Raw genomic sequence first — 15,743 nt, forward strand, 5'->3', positions numbered from 1 at the left:
GGACAGGGAGTCCGACAGATCATGACGAACGACAGCCCGCAGCCTGCGAACCAGCGCACCGTCCGCAGCGGTGATTTCGACATCGCCGTGTTCGAATACGGCGACCCGACCGCCGACACCATCGTGCTCGTGCACGGCTGGCCCGACACCCATCACCTGTGGGACAGGGTGATTCCGCTGCTCACCGAGCGCTTCCATGTGGTCGCCTACGACACCCGTGGCCACGGTGAATCCACCCGCACCCAGCGCACCGACGACTTCCGTCTCGACGAACTCGCGCGCGACTTCTACGCCGTGCTCGACGTGGTGAGCCCCGACCGTCCCGTGCACGTACTCGCCCACGACTGGGGTTCGGTACAGGTGTGGGAAGCGGTGTGCGAGCCGCAGGCCACCGCGCGCGTCGCCTCGTTCACCTCGGTCTCCGGCCCCAACCTCGACCACCTGTCCAGCTGGGTGCGCGACCGGCTCTCCCGCCCCACCCTGCGCAATGTGTGGCAGCCGATGACCCAGCTCGCCTCCTCGGCCTACACCTTCTTCTTCATGACCCCTGGGCTGCCGCGCGCCACGTTCAATGCCATCGGCACCGAAAAGGTGTGGCAGCGCGCGGTTTCCCTCATGAACGACACCCCCGCCGCCACTGTGAAGCTCGGCCCGACCTTCCGCCGCGACATGGTCGACGGGCTGCTCATCTATCGCGCCAACATCGTGGCCAGGATGCTGTCCCCGCGCGAGCGCCACACCGAGGTGCCGGTGCAGTTGATCGTGGCAGGACGCGATGTCGCCGTGCGGCCCGCGGGCTACGACGATTCGAGCAAATGGACCGACCGGCTCTGGCGTCGTGATGTTCCCGCCGGGCACTGGATGCCGTTCTCGCATCCGGAGCTCCTCGCGACCGCGACCACCGAGCTGATCGACGCGCTCGACGGTGCGGGAGTCTCGCGCGGACTGGCCAGGGCCGAAGTGGGCACTGCGCGCAGGGAATTCGAGCACAAGCTGGTTGTCGTCACCGGTGCGGGTAGCGGCATCGGCCGGGAGACCGCACTGGCCTTCGCGCGGCTCGGTGCCGAAGTGGTGGTCTCCGATGTCAACGAGCTCGCCGCCAAGGCCACCGCCGAGCTCGTCGCATCGGAAGGTGGTGTGGCGCACTCCTACCCGCTCGATGTGTCGAACGAGGACGCGGTGCGCGCGCACGCCGACCTGGTGATCGCCGCGCACGGCGTGCCCGATGTGCTGGTCAACAATGCCGGTGTCGGCCAGGCAGGCGGGTTCCTCGACACTCCGTCGGAGGAGTTCGACCGCGTGCTGCGGATCAACCTAGGCGGTGTCGTCAACGGCTGCCGGGCTTTCGGCGCGGCGATGGCCGATCGTGGGCTCGGCGGGCACATCGTGAACCTGTCCAGCATGGCCGCCTACAGCCCGCAGCGCGACATGGCGGCCTATGCCACCAGTAAGTCGGCGGTGTTCATGTTCTCCGACTGCCTGCGTGCCGAACTCGCCGACCGCGGCATCTCGGTATCGACCGTGTGCCCGGGCATCGTGCATACGAATATCGTCGCCACCACCCGCATCTCGGGTGTCTCCGCCCAGGAGGAGGCGGCCGCGCAGCAGAAGTTCGACAAGCTCTACGAGCGGCGCGGCTACACCCCCGACCGGGTGGCGGCGCAGATCGTGAAGGCGGTGCGGACCGGACGCGACATCGTGCCGGTGACGCCGGAATCGTGGGTGCAGTACCGGATCAACCGGATCGCACCCGGCGCGGTGCGGTTCGCCGCCCGCCGGATGAAGCTGGTCTGAGTCGGCTACGCCCGGCGCAGTTGCTCCTCCACGGCGGCAACGTGCCGGGCGTCCACGCCCCACGGGTCCTCGACGCCGACCTTGCGGTCCAGGTCCCACAGCACGCACTCCTCGTCCGGTCGCGCCACCAGCGACCAGGCGACCACGGTGCGGCCCAGTTGTTCGACCATGGTGCCGTGATTTAGCGTGCTGTCTCCGACGCCCTCCGGGAAATGGTGCAGGAAACGTCCGTAAGCCTGCTCGCAGAAGCTCGCGTAGAGCTGGGTGCAGAGAATGAAGCCGTGCCACGCCTCGTCGACCGCGTGCGAGGGCATGCCGATCACCTGGTCGTCGCGAATGGCGGCGCCGCAGCACCGTAACCATTGGCGCAGGCCGGTTTCCACGAGTTCGCGAGGTTGCCAGGGTGAGGTCTTGAAGATCGCTTCGGGCAGACGCAGGGCGGCGACGGTGCGGTCGACGGTGGGGAGGTCGACGTGCCGTGTGCCGGGCCGGAGGAAAGAGAACGCCACAATTCACTGTAAGGCCACTGGAGGTGGGGATGCTGTGGGCGGGTTCGGGGATTAGCCTGCGGGCATGGTGATAATGCTCCTGCTCGGTTTCATAGTGGTGTGTATCGGCGCGGTGGTGACGACCATCGTGTGGCTGATTCAGCGGTCGATTCAGTCGCAGGGTGCGCCCCCGCTGGATCGGCGATGGGTGGCCGGGTCGGCCGGGGTGACCGGATACGTCGACGGGACCTCGGGTCAGCCGTGGGATCCGGGCAGTCCGTCCGGTGGCTGCGGTGGGGGTTCGAACAGTAGCTGCGGTGGCGGTTCGAACAGTGGCTGCGGTGGTGGGAGCGGCAGTAGCTGCGGCGGCGGAGGAAGCAGCAGCAGTTGTTCTGGGGGGAGTAGCAGCAGCTGCGGTGGTGGGAGCAGTAGCAGCTGCGGCGGCGGTTCCTGATCGTGTGACCTACGTCCTAGTGCACTTGACCTGAACTCGGCTCGAGGTTTCATCCTTGACTCGTTCGGACAACGTCACGAAGGAGTCGCCATGCGTGCAGTGCAGGTCAAGGAATTCGGTGGGCCAGAGGTCCTGGAAGTATTGGAATTCCCGGCGCCACAACCGGATTCGGCCGAAGTGGTCGTCGACGTCGAGGTCGCCGACGTGATGTTCCTCGACACCCGGCTGCGCAGCGGATGGGGTCAGGACTACTTCCCGCTGAGCCTGCCCTACGTGCCCGGCGGTGCGATCGGTGGCGTGGTGAGCGCGGTCGGCGCCGAGGTCGACCCCGGCTGGCTCGGCAAGCGCGTCGTCACCGAGACCGCCGCGAGCGGCATCGGCGGAGGACTGCCCATCGGCGGCTACGCCCAGAAATCCCTTGCCAAGGCCGCCACTCTGACCGAGATCCCCGACGCGCTCACCACCGAGCAGGCCGTCGGCCTCGCCCACGACGGCCGCACCGCCTTTGCTGTCTTCGACAGGGCTGCGGTGCAACCGAATTCGTGGGTTCTGATCACCGCCGCCGCAGGAGGACTCGGCACCCTGCTCATCCAACTGTCCGTCGCGGCGGGCGCGCAGGTTGTCGCCGCTGCCCGCGGTCCGGAAAAGCTGGCGCTGGCAACACGATTGGGCGCCACCGCGGTAGTCGACTACTCCGCCGAGGGCTGGGAGCAGCAAGTCCGCGAGATCACCGGCGGGGGAGCGTCGATCGTGTTCGACGGTGCGGGTGGCGCCATCGGTGGCGCTGCGTTGATCGCCGCCTCCGACAAGGGTCTGTTCCTCGGATATGGTTCCGCCGCAGGTGATTTCGCGCAAGGTGACACCGATGCTGCAGCCGGGCGCGGCGTCACGGTACTCGGCCTGTTCGATATCGTCGGCGACGACGTCGATTGGGTCGGCATCACTGCCCGCGCTCAGGAAGCGGTAGCCACCGGCTCGCTCGAAGTCGTTATCGGGCAGACCTTCCCGATCGAGGACGTGCGGCAGGCTCATGCGGCGATCGAAGGCCGCTCCGCCCTCGGCCGTACCTTGTTGACGATCGGCGCGTCATTGTAACTTATTGTGCGCCGCAACGGAATACACGTTAAGTTATGTTCGTGCAGGGACTGATTATCGTCGCAGTGATAGCTGCGGTTCTGTTGTTGGTAGTAGGAGTCATCAAGGTGGCCAGCAACCCAGGGGGCAACATCGAGCGTCGCGAACGCGAAGTTCGAGTGCGGGGAGGCCAACGAGCCGAGCGCTCGTAACCCTTACCCTCGGGTACAGCACACAACGGCGATCGGTCGCCGCGTCTTCCTCGGAAGCCGCGCCCCGATCGCCGTTCCTGTATCAGCTCGACACGACCACCGCGCCAAGTGGTCAACCCCGCACTCCGCCGGGTACCATGCGACTCGCCCGCGGAGACCCCCGCGGCGAGGGGCGGTAGCTCAGTCGGTTAGAGCCGCGGACTCATAATCCGCTGGTCGTGGGTTCGAGCCCCACCCGCCCCACTTCCCCTCCTGAACTGCCGATATTCTCCGATTCGTCGGCTCGGGCCCCGCGTCGCGCCTGTGCACCAACAGACTCTCGCGTGCTGACGGCAGCCCCCGCCATCCCGACGGCTTCGTCGAAATCAACTACTCACATTGACGGTTCGATCGCGGTGCAACAGGGCTTCGGTAACGGCCCGAAGGCGGTCGGCCGCTTCGGGGTCGAACGGGTCGCCATTGGTATCGACCCGGTTGTCCTGCATGAACGCGGACAGCGGGACGGCTGGTGGGTTGTCGAGGTGGTGGAGAATTCGGCGAAGTGCCGCTTCGACGGGTTGGCCCTGGTCTCGCATACGGGCGACCAATGCCGCACTGGCGGCGTCGTATTCGCCCGTGAAGGCGGTTGATGTCAGGCCGGGGTGTAGGAGAACGTAGCGAATCCTGCTGTCGGGATAGTGGCGGGTGAAGGCTACTGCCAGTAGGTCGCTCAGCTTGCCGCACTGGCCCATGACCTCGTCGGGATTGTAGGAATCCTCGAATTGCAGATCGTTCCAGCGGATTCGGGACAGGTCACCGCCTGGGCCGGACAGGTCGAGGATCACTGGTGAGTCTGCCCGATCGAGATGGCCGACGAGGCCGTGGCCGAGCAGGTATCGGCTCAGGTAGAACAGGGCGAAGTTGGCTTCGAATCCCTCCGCGGTGACGAACCGCGTCGCGCGGAAATAGCGCGCGCCCAGCACCAGTGTGTCCACTCTCGGATACGTCGCACGAATCCGATCGATCACCCGCCGGTTCTCGGACACCAGGCTCAAGTCGGCCTGGATGAACTCGACGCGCTGACCGGCCCCGATTTCGGTGGCAGCCGCCAGAACCGCTTGACCTTTCGGTGCATTGGTGCCGACAACGATCACCTGCTCGCCACGTTCCAGATATGTCAGCGCGAGCGCCTTGCCCATGCCGTCGGTTCCGCCCGTAATGACCACGGTTTTCACGCGTATCTCCTTGGCTGTGCTCGATGACTGCACTACGCAGACTGCTTATCTAGACTCATGAGTCTAAGCAGACTCGTGAGTCTATGTAAACAGGGCGGTAGGTACAGTTCCGTCGAAATCGCTATAGGATCGGGTGATGAGTGCGGCTTCGAATCCGACCCGATCGTCATCGGTCACACCTCGTGGGCGGATCGACAAACAGCAGGCAGTGCTGGCGGCGGCGTTCACCGTGTTCGCTCGGGCGGGCTACGCGCAGGCCCGCGTCGACGAGATCGCCGCCGTGGCACAGGTCGCCAAGGCCACCGTCTACAACCATTTCGGCGACAAGGAAAACCTGTTCCGTCAAGTAGTGCAGTCGCTCACGAACACGGCCCTGGCGGCCAATTTGGCCGCGGTCGAGCAGCTGGTCGGCGACGGCACCGATCTGCCGGAGAATCTGCGCGAGGTCGGCCTGCAGTTGGCAACCTGCTACTGCCTCGAAGAGTCCCGCGCCCTACGACGACTGGTCGCCGCTGAATCCGCACACTTCCCAGATCTGATCGATATTGTCGCCGAGGTTCCTCACCGGGTTGTCCAGACCCTCGCCGACCGCCTTTCCCGCCTCGCTCTCGCGGGCGTACTCCGGATCGACGACCCAGAATTGGCGGCCACCCACTTCACCGCACTGCTCACCGGCAGCATCGACACCCGATCCAAACTCGGCACCCACCCCCTCGCCACCCCCGAATTACGCATCATCTCGGACGCCGCGACGACGACCTTCCTCAAGGCTTTCGGTGCATCTGCCATTCATTCGGCGCCGTGAGGGCGCGTCCATGGTTCCGTGAGCACGGCTGGACGACTCCGCGGCGCTGAGTCGATCTCCTCCGAGTGCGCATTCGGCACCGACGGATTGCTGTCGGACCTATCCGGAGGTCGTGCGAGATTCCGTAACTGGGGCAGAGGCGTTGAGCATCTCGAGTACGTCGGACGTCGGGCGTACGTCGCCGAACGAGCGGTAGATCGTGTGGAGGGTCGCGTTGTGTTCGTGGTCGTTCCGTGCGGCATTGGCGTCGGCGACCATGATCGTTCGGAAGCCGAGGGTCGAGGCATCGCGGGCGGAGGACTCGCTGCACACATTGGTGACGGTGCCCGCGATCAAGACCGTGTCGATCGCGCGTTGTTCGAGTAGTCCCGGTAACGAACACCGGCCGGGGAAGAACGCGCTGAAGGCGGATTTCTCGACGAACAGGTCACTCGCGCCGACGGTCAGATCAGGCCAGAGGCGGTCGGGTAACGGGCCAAAACCGCCTGTGCTGCTATAGCTTTCGGCGACTTGTGGGCCGAAGAACTCGATCGCGGCATCGGTAGGTTCCCCGTCGCTGGGCAGAACCCAGGCAACCGTCCCGCCCACCGCTCGCAGCGCATCTGCGATCCGGTTGATGTTGGGCACGATCCCACGGCAATAGGGATTGGCTCCGACGTGAAACGGCACCATGTCGATCACCACCAGGGCGGTACACGCCGCAGTGAGAACCGGGTAGGCGTGCCTGCGTCCGCGCCGAGCCTCATGGCGGGCGTACTCACCGACACCGATCTTCCAATCGTGCAGCGCGACCGAGTTCTCACCCATAACCCCATCGTGCCGTAGACATGGTCCAGTCGGCGCTGCGACTTCTGGGATCAGAACAGGATCAGCGCGGCACACAGGCCGGCAAGGGCGATGAACTGCAGGGCGACCCGGTACTTCAGAATGCTGTCCCACTTGTCCTGCAGCGCGCGGGCATCGGCCGGAATGATGCCGCTCAGGGCGGCGGCGGTCTGCTGGGCATTGATCGGCTTGGCGATGCGGACGTAGAAGGCGAGCCAGGTGAGCAGTGCTGCCACCGTGATGCCTGCCGCGACAGCGGCACCGATCTGGCCGGCCAGCAGTGCGATCAGCAGGGTGAGCACCGCGGCGACCACGCCGCCCGCCCCGACGACCGGCATCCGCTTGTCGCCGTAGTAGTGACCCCATCCCGCACTGACGGTCACGGTCGCGTCGTCGAGCTTGCGGTACACAGACCGCATGATGACGGCCCCACAGACATCGGTGCCGTAGACAACGGCATTCGCGAGAACGGCGACGACGGCGATGATCTGGCCGGTGACAATGAGCATTTCGGGTCCCTCTCCAATATCTAGCAGCGCTAGAAGCTAGAGCAACGGTAACATTTGCTCGCTAGACTGTCTAGCGTTGCTAGATTATGATGGCGTCAGGCTCCGCGTCTCAGGTCTACTTCGCGCTCAGTCCCGCGATGAGGAAGGCGACCATTCGGCGCGGGTTGTAGCGGGGAGTGTCGCCGCCGATGCAGAGATTGCCGACCGCGCGGAGCAGTTCGTAGGGGTCGATGTCGGGGTGGATTTCACCTGCGGTGGTGGCGGCGGAGAGCAGGGCGGCGCAGGTGGGGACCAAGCGGTCGAGGAAGTAGGTGTGGAGGGTTTCGAAGGTGGCCGCGTCGGATTGCAGTGCTTCTGCCAGGCCGTGTTTGGTGGTGAGGAAGGCGGCGAAGAGGGTTATCCATTCGCCGAGTGCGGCGTGAGGGGAGCCGTGGGAGGCAAGGAGGGCGGGGCCGGCTTCGGCGCACGCTTCGACCTGATGGCGGTAGACGGCGACGATGAGGTCGGCGCGGGTGGGGAAGTGGCGGTAGATGGTGCCGACGCCGACACCTGCTCGGGTGGCGATCTCGCGGACGGGGACGTCGACGCCGGAGGCGGCGAAGGCGGCCGCGGCGGCGTCGAGCAGCGCTTGCTGGTTGCGCCGGGCGTCCGCGCGTTTGCGCGGCGCCTCGATCGGGTTGTCGACCACGGTCGCGAAGCCTCCCTTGGCAAACGGAACGGTGTTCCGTATGTTGGTTAGCGGAACATTGTTCCGTTTGGTTGAGGATGCCAGAACCGGCGAACCGAACCAAGCTCATCTGGGAGGAACCGCCATGCACTACCGCACTCTGGGCCGTACGGGCGTTCAGGTCAGCACGCTCGTGCTCGGCGCGATGAACTTCGGCAAGCTGGGAAAGTCCACACAGGACGAGGTCACCGCCATGATCGACGTCGCCATCGATGGCGGCATCAATCTCATCGATACCGCCGATATGTACGGTCAGGGCGAATCGGAGGAATTGGTCGGCAAGGCCATCGCGGGCCGTCGCGACGACATCGTGCTGGCCACGAAGGCGAGCATGCCGATGGGCGAGGGGCGCAACCATCGCGGCGGCTCGCGCCGCTGGTTGACCACCGCGCTCGACAACAGCCTGCGCCGACTCGATGTCGACCACGTCGACCTCTATCAAATCCACCGCTGGGATCCCGAAACCAGCGACGAGGAAACTCTCGCGGCACTGACCGATCTGCAGCGCGCAGGCAAGATCCGTTACTTCGGATCCTCGACGTTTCCCGCCTACCGCATCGTGCAGGCGCAGTGGGCCGCCAAAGAGCATCACCTGAGCCGATACGTCACCGAACAGCCCAGCTACTCGATCCTTCAGCGCGGCATCGAAACTCACGTCCTGCCGGTCACCGAGGAATACGGCCTCGGCGTGCTCGCCTGGAGCCCGCTGGCCTCGGGTTGGCTCTCGGGCGCGATCCGCGCCGACCGCGAAATAACCACCAGCCGTTCGACATTCATGCCGGACCGCTACGACACCACCATCCCGACCAACCACGCCAAGATGACCGCCGTCGAACAACTGGCCACGGTGGCCGACCAGGCCGGCCTGACCCTGATCCAACTCGCCCTAGGTTTCGTCACCGCCCACCCAGCCGTCACCAGCGCCATCATCGGCCCACGCACCATAGACCACTTACACTCCCAACTGGCCGCCGCCGACACCGTATTGCCGCCGGACGTCCTCGACGCGATCGATGCCATCGTCGCCCCCGGCACCGACCTCGCTCCCCACGAAAAACACGACACCCCACCGGCTCTACTCGACCCTTCCCACCGTCGTCGATGAGCCGACGCTAGAAGCTCGTGGTTCGTGTCGGCCGCACCTCGGAAGTCAGTAGGGCGCGCCATCGATTCATCAGCAGTGCGGTGTACTGGTCGGCGGTGATGTCGTAGGCGCCGAGGGCGTAGCCGTCGTTGGCCTCGACGAGTGTCGTCTCACCGTTGGGCAGTACGCCGAAATCGATGGCGTAGGCAGTAGGGGCGGTTCCGGAACGGTAGTAGGCGGTGACCGCTGACTCGACTGCTTCCATGTTCAGCGGCACGGAGTTGTCACCCTCGTAGTGGTCGACGGCGACGATCTGCCTGCCGATGACGTAGACGCGGTATTCCGACACCCAGGTGACGACCTCGGAGCACCAGACGCGCTGGCGCCGACTGGTGTTCCCCCATGCGGCGAAATCGTGTTCCGAGTAGCAGACCGAGCCCGTGAAGGCCTTTCGGCGGTCCGCGGGTTTGACGAAAACCGGTGGGGAGGAGCCGCCGTCCATCGAGCGCTCGATCTCACCCAGTGTCGACGCCCACACCTTCCGCCCGAGGAAGCCGCGAAGCACTTCGGGATAGTCGTCGGGTTGCGGTATAGGAATGCCCAATTGGCGCATCGCGCCGTGCATCGCATCCATGTCCCCGGCGATGAAAATGCCGGGCCCCAACGCCAACTGCCTGCGTTGAATGCGCTTCAGGCTGTAGTGGCGGACGGGGACGTCGAGTTTTCCGAGGCCCTCCGTGAGGAGCTTCTCTTCGTGCCGCATCGGACCCGATCCGGCGTACTGCAGGTAGGCCACCGTAAAACTCATGCATTGATTTTGCATGTCGGAGGCGTTGTGGCTTCAGCAAATGGCTGGGAAATTACTTGTGCGCCAATCGAAGTCCCTTCCGGTCGGCAGCGGATCGGGGCACGGCAGTGGAGGGGACCGCTCGGGGACTTGATCGGATGGCATCTAGGTGCGGGGAGTGAGGATGACGATCGGGATCGTGCGGTTGCCTGCGTGGCGTTGGTAGAAGTCGTAGCTCGGAAAGAAATCGATGAACTTCGGCCACAAGAGGTTTCGTTCCTCGTCGGTTGCTACGCGGGCTCGGACGGGGTGGGAGCGGGCGCCGATTCGGATGGTGGTGTCCGGGTTGGCTTTCAGGTTGTGAAACCAGGCCGGGTGGGTTGGTTGGCCGGCTTTGGATGCGGCTATGGCGATGAGGTCGCCGTCGGCGTGGTACATCAAGGGTGATGTTCGGTGGGTGCCGGACTTGGCGCCGACGTGGTCGAGGAGCAGGATTCGGGCGTCGGGCCAGGCGGGCAGGTGGCCGCCCACTCGGCCGTTGGTCCGGCGGTACAGGGCCACATGGAGTTTCGTCGATCGGCGGCCCAGGAAGATCCCGCGCTTGTTCAGGAACTGAGAACTCGATTCCACCAGTCGTGCCAGCGGTGACCTCTTGGGGCCACGCCGGGGATCGGCATTGTTCGGATCGCTCATGGGCTCCTCCGATGTTCGGTCTACTACGTTCAATAGTAGACCTGCGGTGGACCGGCGGATGGTGAATCGTCAAGCGACGAGGCGGCGGGCACGGGGGTGGTCGCCGGTGGGACCGATGACGTATGTCATGACCGACCCATGCGAATCCCATCGCGCATCGGTGACTGCGCTTACTACTGGTGACACCCCGCGTCGACCACCGTAGAAGGCATGGGAAACACAGACGTCATCACCGCACGCGGGCTGCGCCGGACGTACGGTCGCGGCGACGACGCATTCGAAGCCGTCAAAGGTGTCGACCTCGAGGTGCACGAGGGGGAGGTGTTCGCGCTGCTCGGGACGAACGGTGCGGGCAAGACCTCGACGCTGGACATGCTGGAAGGGCTCGTCGCCCCCTCGGCGGGCGAGGTCGAAGTCTTCGGCCTCGACCCCCTCCGACACCGCGCCCAGGTGCGCGCGAGGGTCGGCATCATGTTGCAGTCCGGTGGGTTGCCCGCCGAACTGACCGTCGGCGAGACGCTGGAGATGTGGCGGGGGACGTGCACCGATCCGACCACCACCGAGGCCGTGCTGGCGCAGGTCGGCCTGACCGATCGGACGGGCGTGCGGGTCGGCTCGCTGTCGGGTGGTGAGCAACGCCGCGTCGATCTGGCGTGTGCCCTGCTCGGGCAGCCGCGCTTGCTGTTCCTGGACGAACCGACCACCGGCCTCGATCCGGAAAGTCGGCGTGGGACATGGCAATTGCTCGCCGACCTCAAAGCGTCGGGGGTGACGATGGTTCTCACCACGCACTATCTGGACGAGGCCGAAGCTCTCGCCGATCAGATCGCGATCATGCACAAGGGCGCGATCGCCCGCAGGGGCACGCTGCGCGACATCGTCGACGACCATCCTGCGCGGATCGCGTTCGACCACCCGGGGCTGCCCGTGCCGCAGTTCCGTGGTGCCCGCGTCGATGCAGGCGCGCGAGTCACGATCAGCACCAACGATTTACAGGGCCATCTGTTCGAGCTGCTCGGCTGGGCACGCGAAGCGGGCGTGCGGTTGACCGGACTCGAAGCGCGCGCCGCGTCGCTGGAATCGGTCTTCCTCGATATCGCCGAGGCCACCACTCCCACCTTGATCGGAGCACGATGACTACCACCCTGCCCGCCCATGGATTCCGCCGTCGACCGCTCACCGCTCTGGCCAAGGCCGAGTGGCTGCAGTTCCGGCGCAACAAGACTCTCGTCTACATGGCGACGGTGTTCCCGATCGGCATTCCGGTGGCCACCTTCTTCATCGCCCGCAAAGATGCCGAGCCGACAGCGGCGATGGCGGCAGTGACCTTCGAAATGCTCGCGCTGCTCGCCTTGCTGTTCGTGCAGTACTACTCGGTGCTGTCGATGGTGACCACCCGCCGCAGCGAAGGGGTGCTGAAACGGTTGCGCACCGGTGAGGCCACCGACTGGCAGATCCAGCTCGCTCCGGCCATCCCCGGTGCGATCATGACGGTCGCGTGCACGGCTGTCGTCACCGCGGTGGTCTACGGAACCGGCACACCCGCGCCGATCAACCCGCTGGCGATCGTGGTCGCGCTCGTCGGCGGAACGGTGCTGTTCTCGCTGCTCGCCCTGGCGACCAGCGCGTACACCAAGAACGCGGAGGCGGCGCAGATCACCTCGCTGCCGGTGATGATCATCGCGATGCTCGGCATGTCCTCCATCCGTGGTGTGCTGCCGGACCGGCTGGCACAGCTGGCCGAGTGGACCCCGTTCGCCGCCGTCTCCGACCTCATCTCCCTCGGCGCGGCGGGCAAGATGTCGGCGGTCGCCGAATCCGACGCCGCGCTGGGCTTCGTGGACACCGTCACCGAATCCGGCCGACCGTTTGCGACACTGGCGCTATGGACCGTGCTGGCGCTCGCGCTGACCCGCAAGAGCTTCCGCTGGGACGATCGCGGGTGATGCGCGCGACCGCCTGGTGGCACGAGCTGTCCGGGGCAGCCAAGTTCCGGCTCTACAGCCGGGGCTCGTTCCAGGCGGTGATCGCCGTGCTGGTCGTGGTGCTGGCGATCAAAGCCGAGTCTGTGCCGTCGGTGCTCGGGATCGTCGTGGGTGGCCTCGCGGCCGCTGTCGCACTGGAGGCGCAACCTGATTTCGCCACCTTCCCCGGCGTGGTGACGCGGCCACGGATGTTGCCGATCGCCGTCGCAGTGCTGGCTGCGCTGTGGGCGATCAGTGGGGTAGTCGCCCGAGTGGCGAGCAACGAGTCGACTGTCGTCAGCGCGCGCATGGTGGGCATGGCTGCGGTGATCATGGCGATCTTCTCCGTCATCCCGTTCACGCGCCACCAGTGGTGGATTCTGATCGGACTCAGTGTGGCCACCCCGCTGCTGGTCTTCGGAACGCCGCTACGCGCGGGCCTTCAGGGGGCGGCGGTGCTGGTGATCACCGGGATCTGCGCGATCGTGTTGACCCGGCTCACGGTGTGGGGACTGGGAATCATCGACGAATTGGAGCGAACCAAAGGTGTCGAGGCGCAACTCCAGGTCGCCGAGGAACGGCTGCGTTTCTCTCGGGACCTGCACGATGTCGTCGGCCGCGGGTTCTCGGCCATCGCGGTGAAAAGCGAACTAGCGGTGGCACTGTCGCGGGCGGGCGACAGCGATCGGGCGACCGCGGAGATGGAAGAGGTCAGAACGCTGGCGGTCGAGTCGATGGGGCAGATGCGCACCCTGGTGCGCGGCTACCGCAATATCGACCTGCGTGGCGAGGTGGCCGGGGCCCGGTCACTGCTGTCGGCGGCGGGATGCGAACTCGTCGTCGAGGGCGACGCGGCCAAGGTGCCCGCGGCATTCCACGAAGTCGCGGCCTGGGTGGTGCGGGAAGGCACGACCAATATCGTCGAACACTCGGCGGCGGCGACCGCGACGCTCACCCTCGGCGGGTCGGGCATGTCGCTGCGCAACGATCGTCCGCAGGGCGCGATCGGCGAACGATCCGGGCTGCGCGGCCTCGGCGAACGACTCGCCGCCGTCGGCGCGACCCTCGACATCGCCACATCCAGCGACGAGTTCACCCTCGAAATCCATTGGGAGAATCAGTGATTCCCGTATTCCTGGCCGACGACGAAACCCTCATCCGCGCCGCGATGGCGACGATGCTCGGCCTCGAGCCCGATCTCGAGGTCGTCGCCCACGTCGGTTCCGGTGCGGAACTCGTCGCGGCCTGGCGTCGCAGGGCCGAGGAAGGTGAGCCCGCCGCGGTCGCCGTCATCGATCTGCAGATGCCGGGCATCGATGGCATCGACACTGCCGTCGAACTGCTGCGGATCACCCCTGGCGCAGGCACTTTGATCGTCACCAGCCACGGCAGGCCCGGCTATCTCAAGCGCGCGCTTTCCGCGGGCGTGCGCGGGTTCCTGCCCAAGACGACCTCGGCGACGACGCTGGCCGAGGTGATCCGGTCGGTGCACAACGGGGGCCGTTACGTCGATCCCGAACTCGCGGCCGAAGCCATCAGCGCGGGGGACACCGTCCTCACCGCCCGTGAGGCCGACGTCCTCGAATTCGCCGCCGACGGCGCGTCGGTGGAGGACATCGCCAAACGCGCGCACCTCTCCCCGGGCACCACCCGTAACTACCTGTCCTCGGCGATGACCAAGCTCGGCGTGTCCAATCGCTACGAAGCAGCACTCAAAGCTCGTGAGAAGGGTTGGATCTAGCGCGTTTTCGCTAGGGTGTGGGGCATTACGGCCGAGCACGTGTGAGATGAGGAGCGACAGTGGCTGCTGCGCTGGTGAAGGGGCAGAACGCTGGACTGGCGCCGGGCGAGGTGGTGCTGTCGGTTCGGGGCGGGGTCGCGGCCGATCTCTCGGCGCTGTTGGTTACCGAGGCGGGGAGAGTTCGCTCGGATGCCGACTTCGTCTTCTTCAATCAGCCACAGGCACCAGGGGTTCGGCTCAACGGTGCGGGGCTCGAGATCTCACTCGGAGCGGTGCCGGGCGAGATCGCGCAGATTCGCGCGGTGATCACTGTCGCGACGCAGGGCGATACGTTCGGAACGGCCGCGGCGCCGGTGGCATCGGTCGCTGATCGTGCGGGGAATGTGTTGCACGAGTATGTGATCGACGGACTCGATCGCGAGTCGGTGGTGATCGCGCTCGAACTGTATCGCCGGGGCGAACAATGGAAGGTCCGCGCTGTCGGGCAGGGCTATGCGGGCGGGTTCGCCGACCTGGTCACCGATCACGGGGTGAGCGTCGACGACGAGCCGGAAGTTGTCGCGGCGCCCGAGGTTCGGACCGTACCCGGCGAGGCGGCGCTGTCGTTCGACAAGCGTCAGACGCTGGACATGCGCAAGCGTGAAGTCGCGAAGGTGCTGATCGACAAGAGCGCTTTCGGCGCCAGAGCGCGGGTGGTGCTGGTGATCGACAAGACCGGCAGCATGCAGAAAATGTATCGCGGCGGCACCGTGCATCGGGTCGTCGAACGGATGATTCCGGTTGCCACCCAACTCGATGACGACGGCACGCTCGAGGCCTACCTCTACGCACTGACCTACGCGAAGCTGCCCGATATCACCGTCGCGGACGGGGAGCGGTGGGCACAGACCTACCTCCATCTCACCGGCACGCACGAGGGCATCGACTACGACGCCATGGGCGGTCGCAACGACGAACTGCCGATCATGCGCGCGATCATCGAAACCCTGACCGAGCCCACCCTGGTGCTGTTCTTCACCGACGGCGGCTTCGCGAAGAAACGCGAGATCGCCGCACTGATGCGCGAGGCCGCCCACCTGCCCGCCTTCTGGCAGTTCATCGGCCTGGGCAAAGCCAACTTCGGCGTTCTGCGCACCCTCGACGAACTCGACGGCCGCATCGTCGACAACGCGGGCTTCTTCGCCCTCGACGATATCGACCAGGTCGACGACGCCGAGCTCTACCGGCGCCTTCTCGGCGAATTTCCGGACTGGCTGCGCGCCGCCCGTACTGCGGGGATCGTCGGCTGACGGGTCCGCCCAGCGTCGGCTGGGCGGTGGGAAATCCGGTTGTTTCCGCAGGTGGTGATCGTTAGCGTGTCTATCGTTTGCTG

The 15,743-nt window shown here is 65.9% G+C and carries 16 protein-coding genes and 1 tRNA gene; 10 read left to right on the top strand and 7 right to left on the bottom strand.

Going from position 1 to position 15,743, the window contains the following annotated elements:
* The first annotated feature begins 21 nt into the window (after positions 1-21).
* Entirely contained in the window at positions 22-1,794 is a 1,773-nt protein-coding gene (locus tag OHS03_RS02560) for an SDR family oxidoreductase (RefSeq protein ID WP_328660479.1), read from the top strand.
* 5 nt (positions 1,795-1,799) lie between these two features.
* On the opposite strand, the gene OHS03_RS02565 is transcribed toward OHS03_RS02560, so the two are convergent.
* Positions 1,800-2,303, bottom strand: coding sequence for a UCP032817 domain-containing protein (locus OHS03_RS02565; protein ID WP_328660481.1), 504 nt, complete (start codon positions 2,301-2,303; stop codon positions 1,800-1,802).
* 523 nt (positions 2,304-2,826) lie between these two features.
* Between OHS03_RS02565 and OHS03_RS02570 the strand changes: the two genes are divergently transcribed.
* Positions 2,827-3,831, top strand: a complete 1,005-nt coding sequence (locus OHS03_RS02570) for a zinc-binding dehydrogenase (RefSeq protein ID WP_328660482.1) — start codon at positions 2,827-2,829, stop codon at positions 3,829-3,831.
* A gap of 360 nt (positions 3,832-4,191) precedes the next feature.
* Positions 4,192-4,265, top strand: a tRNA-Ile gene (locus OHS03_RS02575).
* Between the two features lie 122 nt (positions 4,266-4,387).
* Here the strand turns inward: OHS03_RS02575 and OHS03_RS02580 are convergent.
* Positions 4,388-5,236, bottom strand: a complete 849-nt coding sequence (locus OHS03_RS02580; RefSeq protein WP_328660484.1) for an SDR family NAD(P)-dependent oxidoreductase — start codon at positions 5,234-5,236, stop codon at positions 4,388-4,390.
* A 136-nt stretch (positions 5,237-5,372) separates the two neighbouring features.
* Between OHS03_RS02580 and OHS03_RS02585 the strand changes: the two genes are divergently transcribed.
* Positions 5,373-6,041 (top strand): TetR/AcrR family transcriptional regulator, encoded by a 669-nt coding sequence (locus OHS03_RS02585; RefSeq protein ID WP_328660486.1) that lies wholly within the window; start codon positions 5,373-5,375, stop codon positions 6,039-6,041.
* 99 nt (positions 6,042-6,140) lie between these two features.
* Here OHS03_RS02585 and OHS03_RS02590 read toward each other — a convergent pair whose 3' ends face one another.
* The 3 genes from OHS03_RS02590 to OHS03_RS02600 all read right to left on the bottom strand — a co-directional run bounded on the left by OHS03_RS02590 (position 6,141) and on the right by OHS03_RS02600 (position 8,063).
* Positions 6,141-6,848 carry an isochorismatase family protein gene (locus OHS03_RS02590; protein ID WP_328660488.1) on the bottom strand — a complete coding sequence of 236 codons (708 nt, stop codon included), beginning with the start codon at positions 6,846-6,848 and terminating at the stop codon, positions 6,141-6,143.
* A gap of 50 nt (positions 6,849-6,898) precedes the next feature.
* Positions 6,899-7,375, bottom strand: coding sequence for a DUF1772 domain-containing protein (locus OHS03_RS02595; protein ID WP_328660490.1), 477 nt, complete (start codon positions 7,373-7,375; stop codon positions 6,899-6,901).
* A gap of 115 nt (positions 7,376-7,490) precedes the next feature.
* Entirely contained in the window at positions 7,491-8,063 is a 573-nt protein-coding gene (locus OHS03_RS02600; protein ID WP_328660492.1) for a TetR/AcrR family transcriptional regulator, read from the bottom strand.
* Positions 8,064-8,187: 124 nt separating this feature from the next.
* Here OHS03_RS02600 and OHS03_RS02605 point away from each other — a divergent pair, with 124 nt between their 5' ends.
* The gene (locus tag OHS03_RS02605; RefSeq protein ID WP_328660493.1) at positions 8,188-9,207 is read left to right on the top strand and encodes an aldo/keto reductase; all 1,020 of its coding nucleotides are present in this window, start codon (positions 8,188-8,190) and stop codon (positions 9,205-9,207) included.
* Between the two features lie 7 nt (positions 9,208-9,214).
* Here the strand turns inward: OHS03_RS02605 and OHS03_RS02610 are convergent, their stop codons facing one another.
* Positions 9,215-9,994, bottom strand: coding sequence for an ATP-grasp domain-containing protein (locus OHS03_RS02610; RefSeq protein ID WP_328660495.1), 780 nt, complete (start codon positions 9,992-9,994; stop codon positions 9,215-9,217).
* A 144-nt stretch (positions 9,995-10,138) separates the two neighbouring features.
* Positions 10,139-10,666 carry a nitroreductase family deazaflavin-dependent oxidoreductase gene (locus OHS03_RS02615; RefSeq protein WP_328660497.1) on the bottom strand — a complete coding sequence of 176 codons (528 nt, stop codon included), beginning with the start codon at positions 10,664-10,666 and terminating at the stop codon, positions 10,139-10,141.
* Between the two features lie 210 nt (positions 10,667-10,876).
* On the opposite strand from OHS03_RS02615, the gene OHS03_RS02620 reads away from it, so the two are divergent.
* The 5 genes from OHS03_RS02620 to OHS03_RS02640 are packed head-to-tail and all read left to right on the top strand — an operon-like array spanning position 10,877 to position 15,660.
* On the top strand, positions 10,877-11,803 hold the full coding sequence (locus tag OHS03_RS02620) for an ABC transporter ATP-binding protein (RefSeq protein WP_328660498.1): 927 nt from the start codon (positions 10,877-10,879) through the stop codon (positions 11,801-11,803).
* Positions 11,800-12,612 carry an ABC transporter permease gene (locus OHS03_RS02625; protein WP_328660499.1) on the top strand — a complete coding sequence of 271 codons (813 nt, stop codon included), beginning with the start codon at positions 11,800-11,802 and terminating at the stop codon, positions 12,610-12,612. Before OHS03_RS02620 ends, OHS03_RS02625 begins: the two co-directional genes overlap by 4 nt.
* Entirely contained in the window at positions 12,612-13,754 is a 1,143-nt protein-coding gene (locus OHS03_RS02630; protein WP_328660501.1) for a sensor histidine kinase, read from the top strand. Before OHS03_RS02625 ends, OHS03_RS02630 begins: the two co-directional genes overlap by 1 nt.
* Positions 13,751-14,371: a response regulator gene (locus tag OHS03_RS02635; protein ID WP_328660503.1), complete on the top strand. Its 621-nt coding sequence runs from the start codon at positions 13,751-13,753 to the stop codon at positions 14,369-14,371. The genes OHS03_RS02630 and OHS03_RS02635 overlap by 4 nt, the downstream gene beginning before the upstream one ends.
* A gap of 59 nt (positions 14,372-14,430) precedes the next feature.
* A complete protein-coding gene (locus OHS03_RS02640) occupies positions 14,431-15,660 on the top strand; it encodes a vWA domain-containing protein (protein ID WP_328660505.1) in 1,230 nt (409 codons plus the stop codon).
* Positions 15,661-15,743 lie beyond the last annotated feature (83 nt).

Source organism: Nocardia salmonicida (assembly GCF_036142455.1).
Classification (GTDB): Bacteria; Actinomycetota; Actinomycetes; order Mycobacteriales; family Mycobacteriaceae; genus Nocardia; species Nocardia salmonicida.

Bases quoted from the DNA above. Each gene is read 5' to 3' on its own strand.
- OHS03_RS02560 (WP_328660479.1), top strand. From the start codon at position 22: ATGACGAACGACAGCCCGCAGCCTGCGAACCAGCGCACCGTCCGCAGC.
- OHS03_RS02570 (WP_328660482.1), top strand. From the start codon at position 2,827: ATGCGTGCAGTGCAGGTCAAGGAATTCGGTGGGCCAGAGGTCCTGGAA.
- OHS03_RS02585 (WP_328660486.1), top strand. From the start codon at position 5,373: ATGAGTGCGGCTTCGAATCCGACCCGATCGTCATCGGTCACACCTCGT.
- OHS03_RS02590 (WP_328660488.1), bottom strand. From the start codon at position 6,848: ATGGGTGAGAACTCGGTCGCGCTGCACGATTGGAAGATCGGTGTCGGT.
- OHS03_RS02595 (WP_328660490.1), bottom strand. From the start codon at position 7,375: ATGCTCATTGTCACCGGCCAGATCATCGCCGTCGTCGCCGTTCTCGCG.
- OHS03_RS02605 (WP_328660493.1), top strand. From the start codon at position 8,188: ATGCACTACCGCACTCTGGGCCGTACGGGCGTTCAGGTCAGCACGCTC.
- OHS03_RS02610 (WP_328660495.1), bottom strand. From the start codon at position 9,994: ATGAGTTTTACGGTGGCCTACCTGCAGTACGCCGGATCGGGTCCGATG.
- OHS03_RS02615 (WP_328660497.1), bottom strand. From the start codon at position 10,666: ATGAGCGATCCGAACAATGCCGATCCCCGGCGTGGCCCCAAGAGGTCA.
- OHS03_RS02620 (WP_328660498.1), top strand. From the start codon at position 10,877: ATGGGAAACACAGACGTCATCACCGCACGCGGGCTGCGCCGGACGTAC.
- OHS03_RS02625 (WP_328660499.1), top strand. From the start codon at position 11,800: ATGACTACCACCCTGCCCGCCCATGGATTCCGCCGTCGACCGCTCACC.
- OHS03_RS02630 (WP_328660501.1), top strand. From the start codon at position 12,612: ATGCGCGCGACCGCCTGGTGGCACGAGCTGTCCGGGGCAGCCAAGTTC.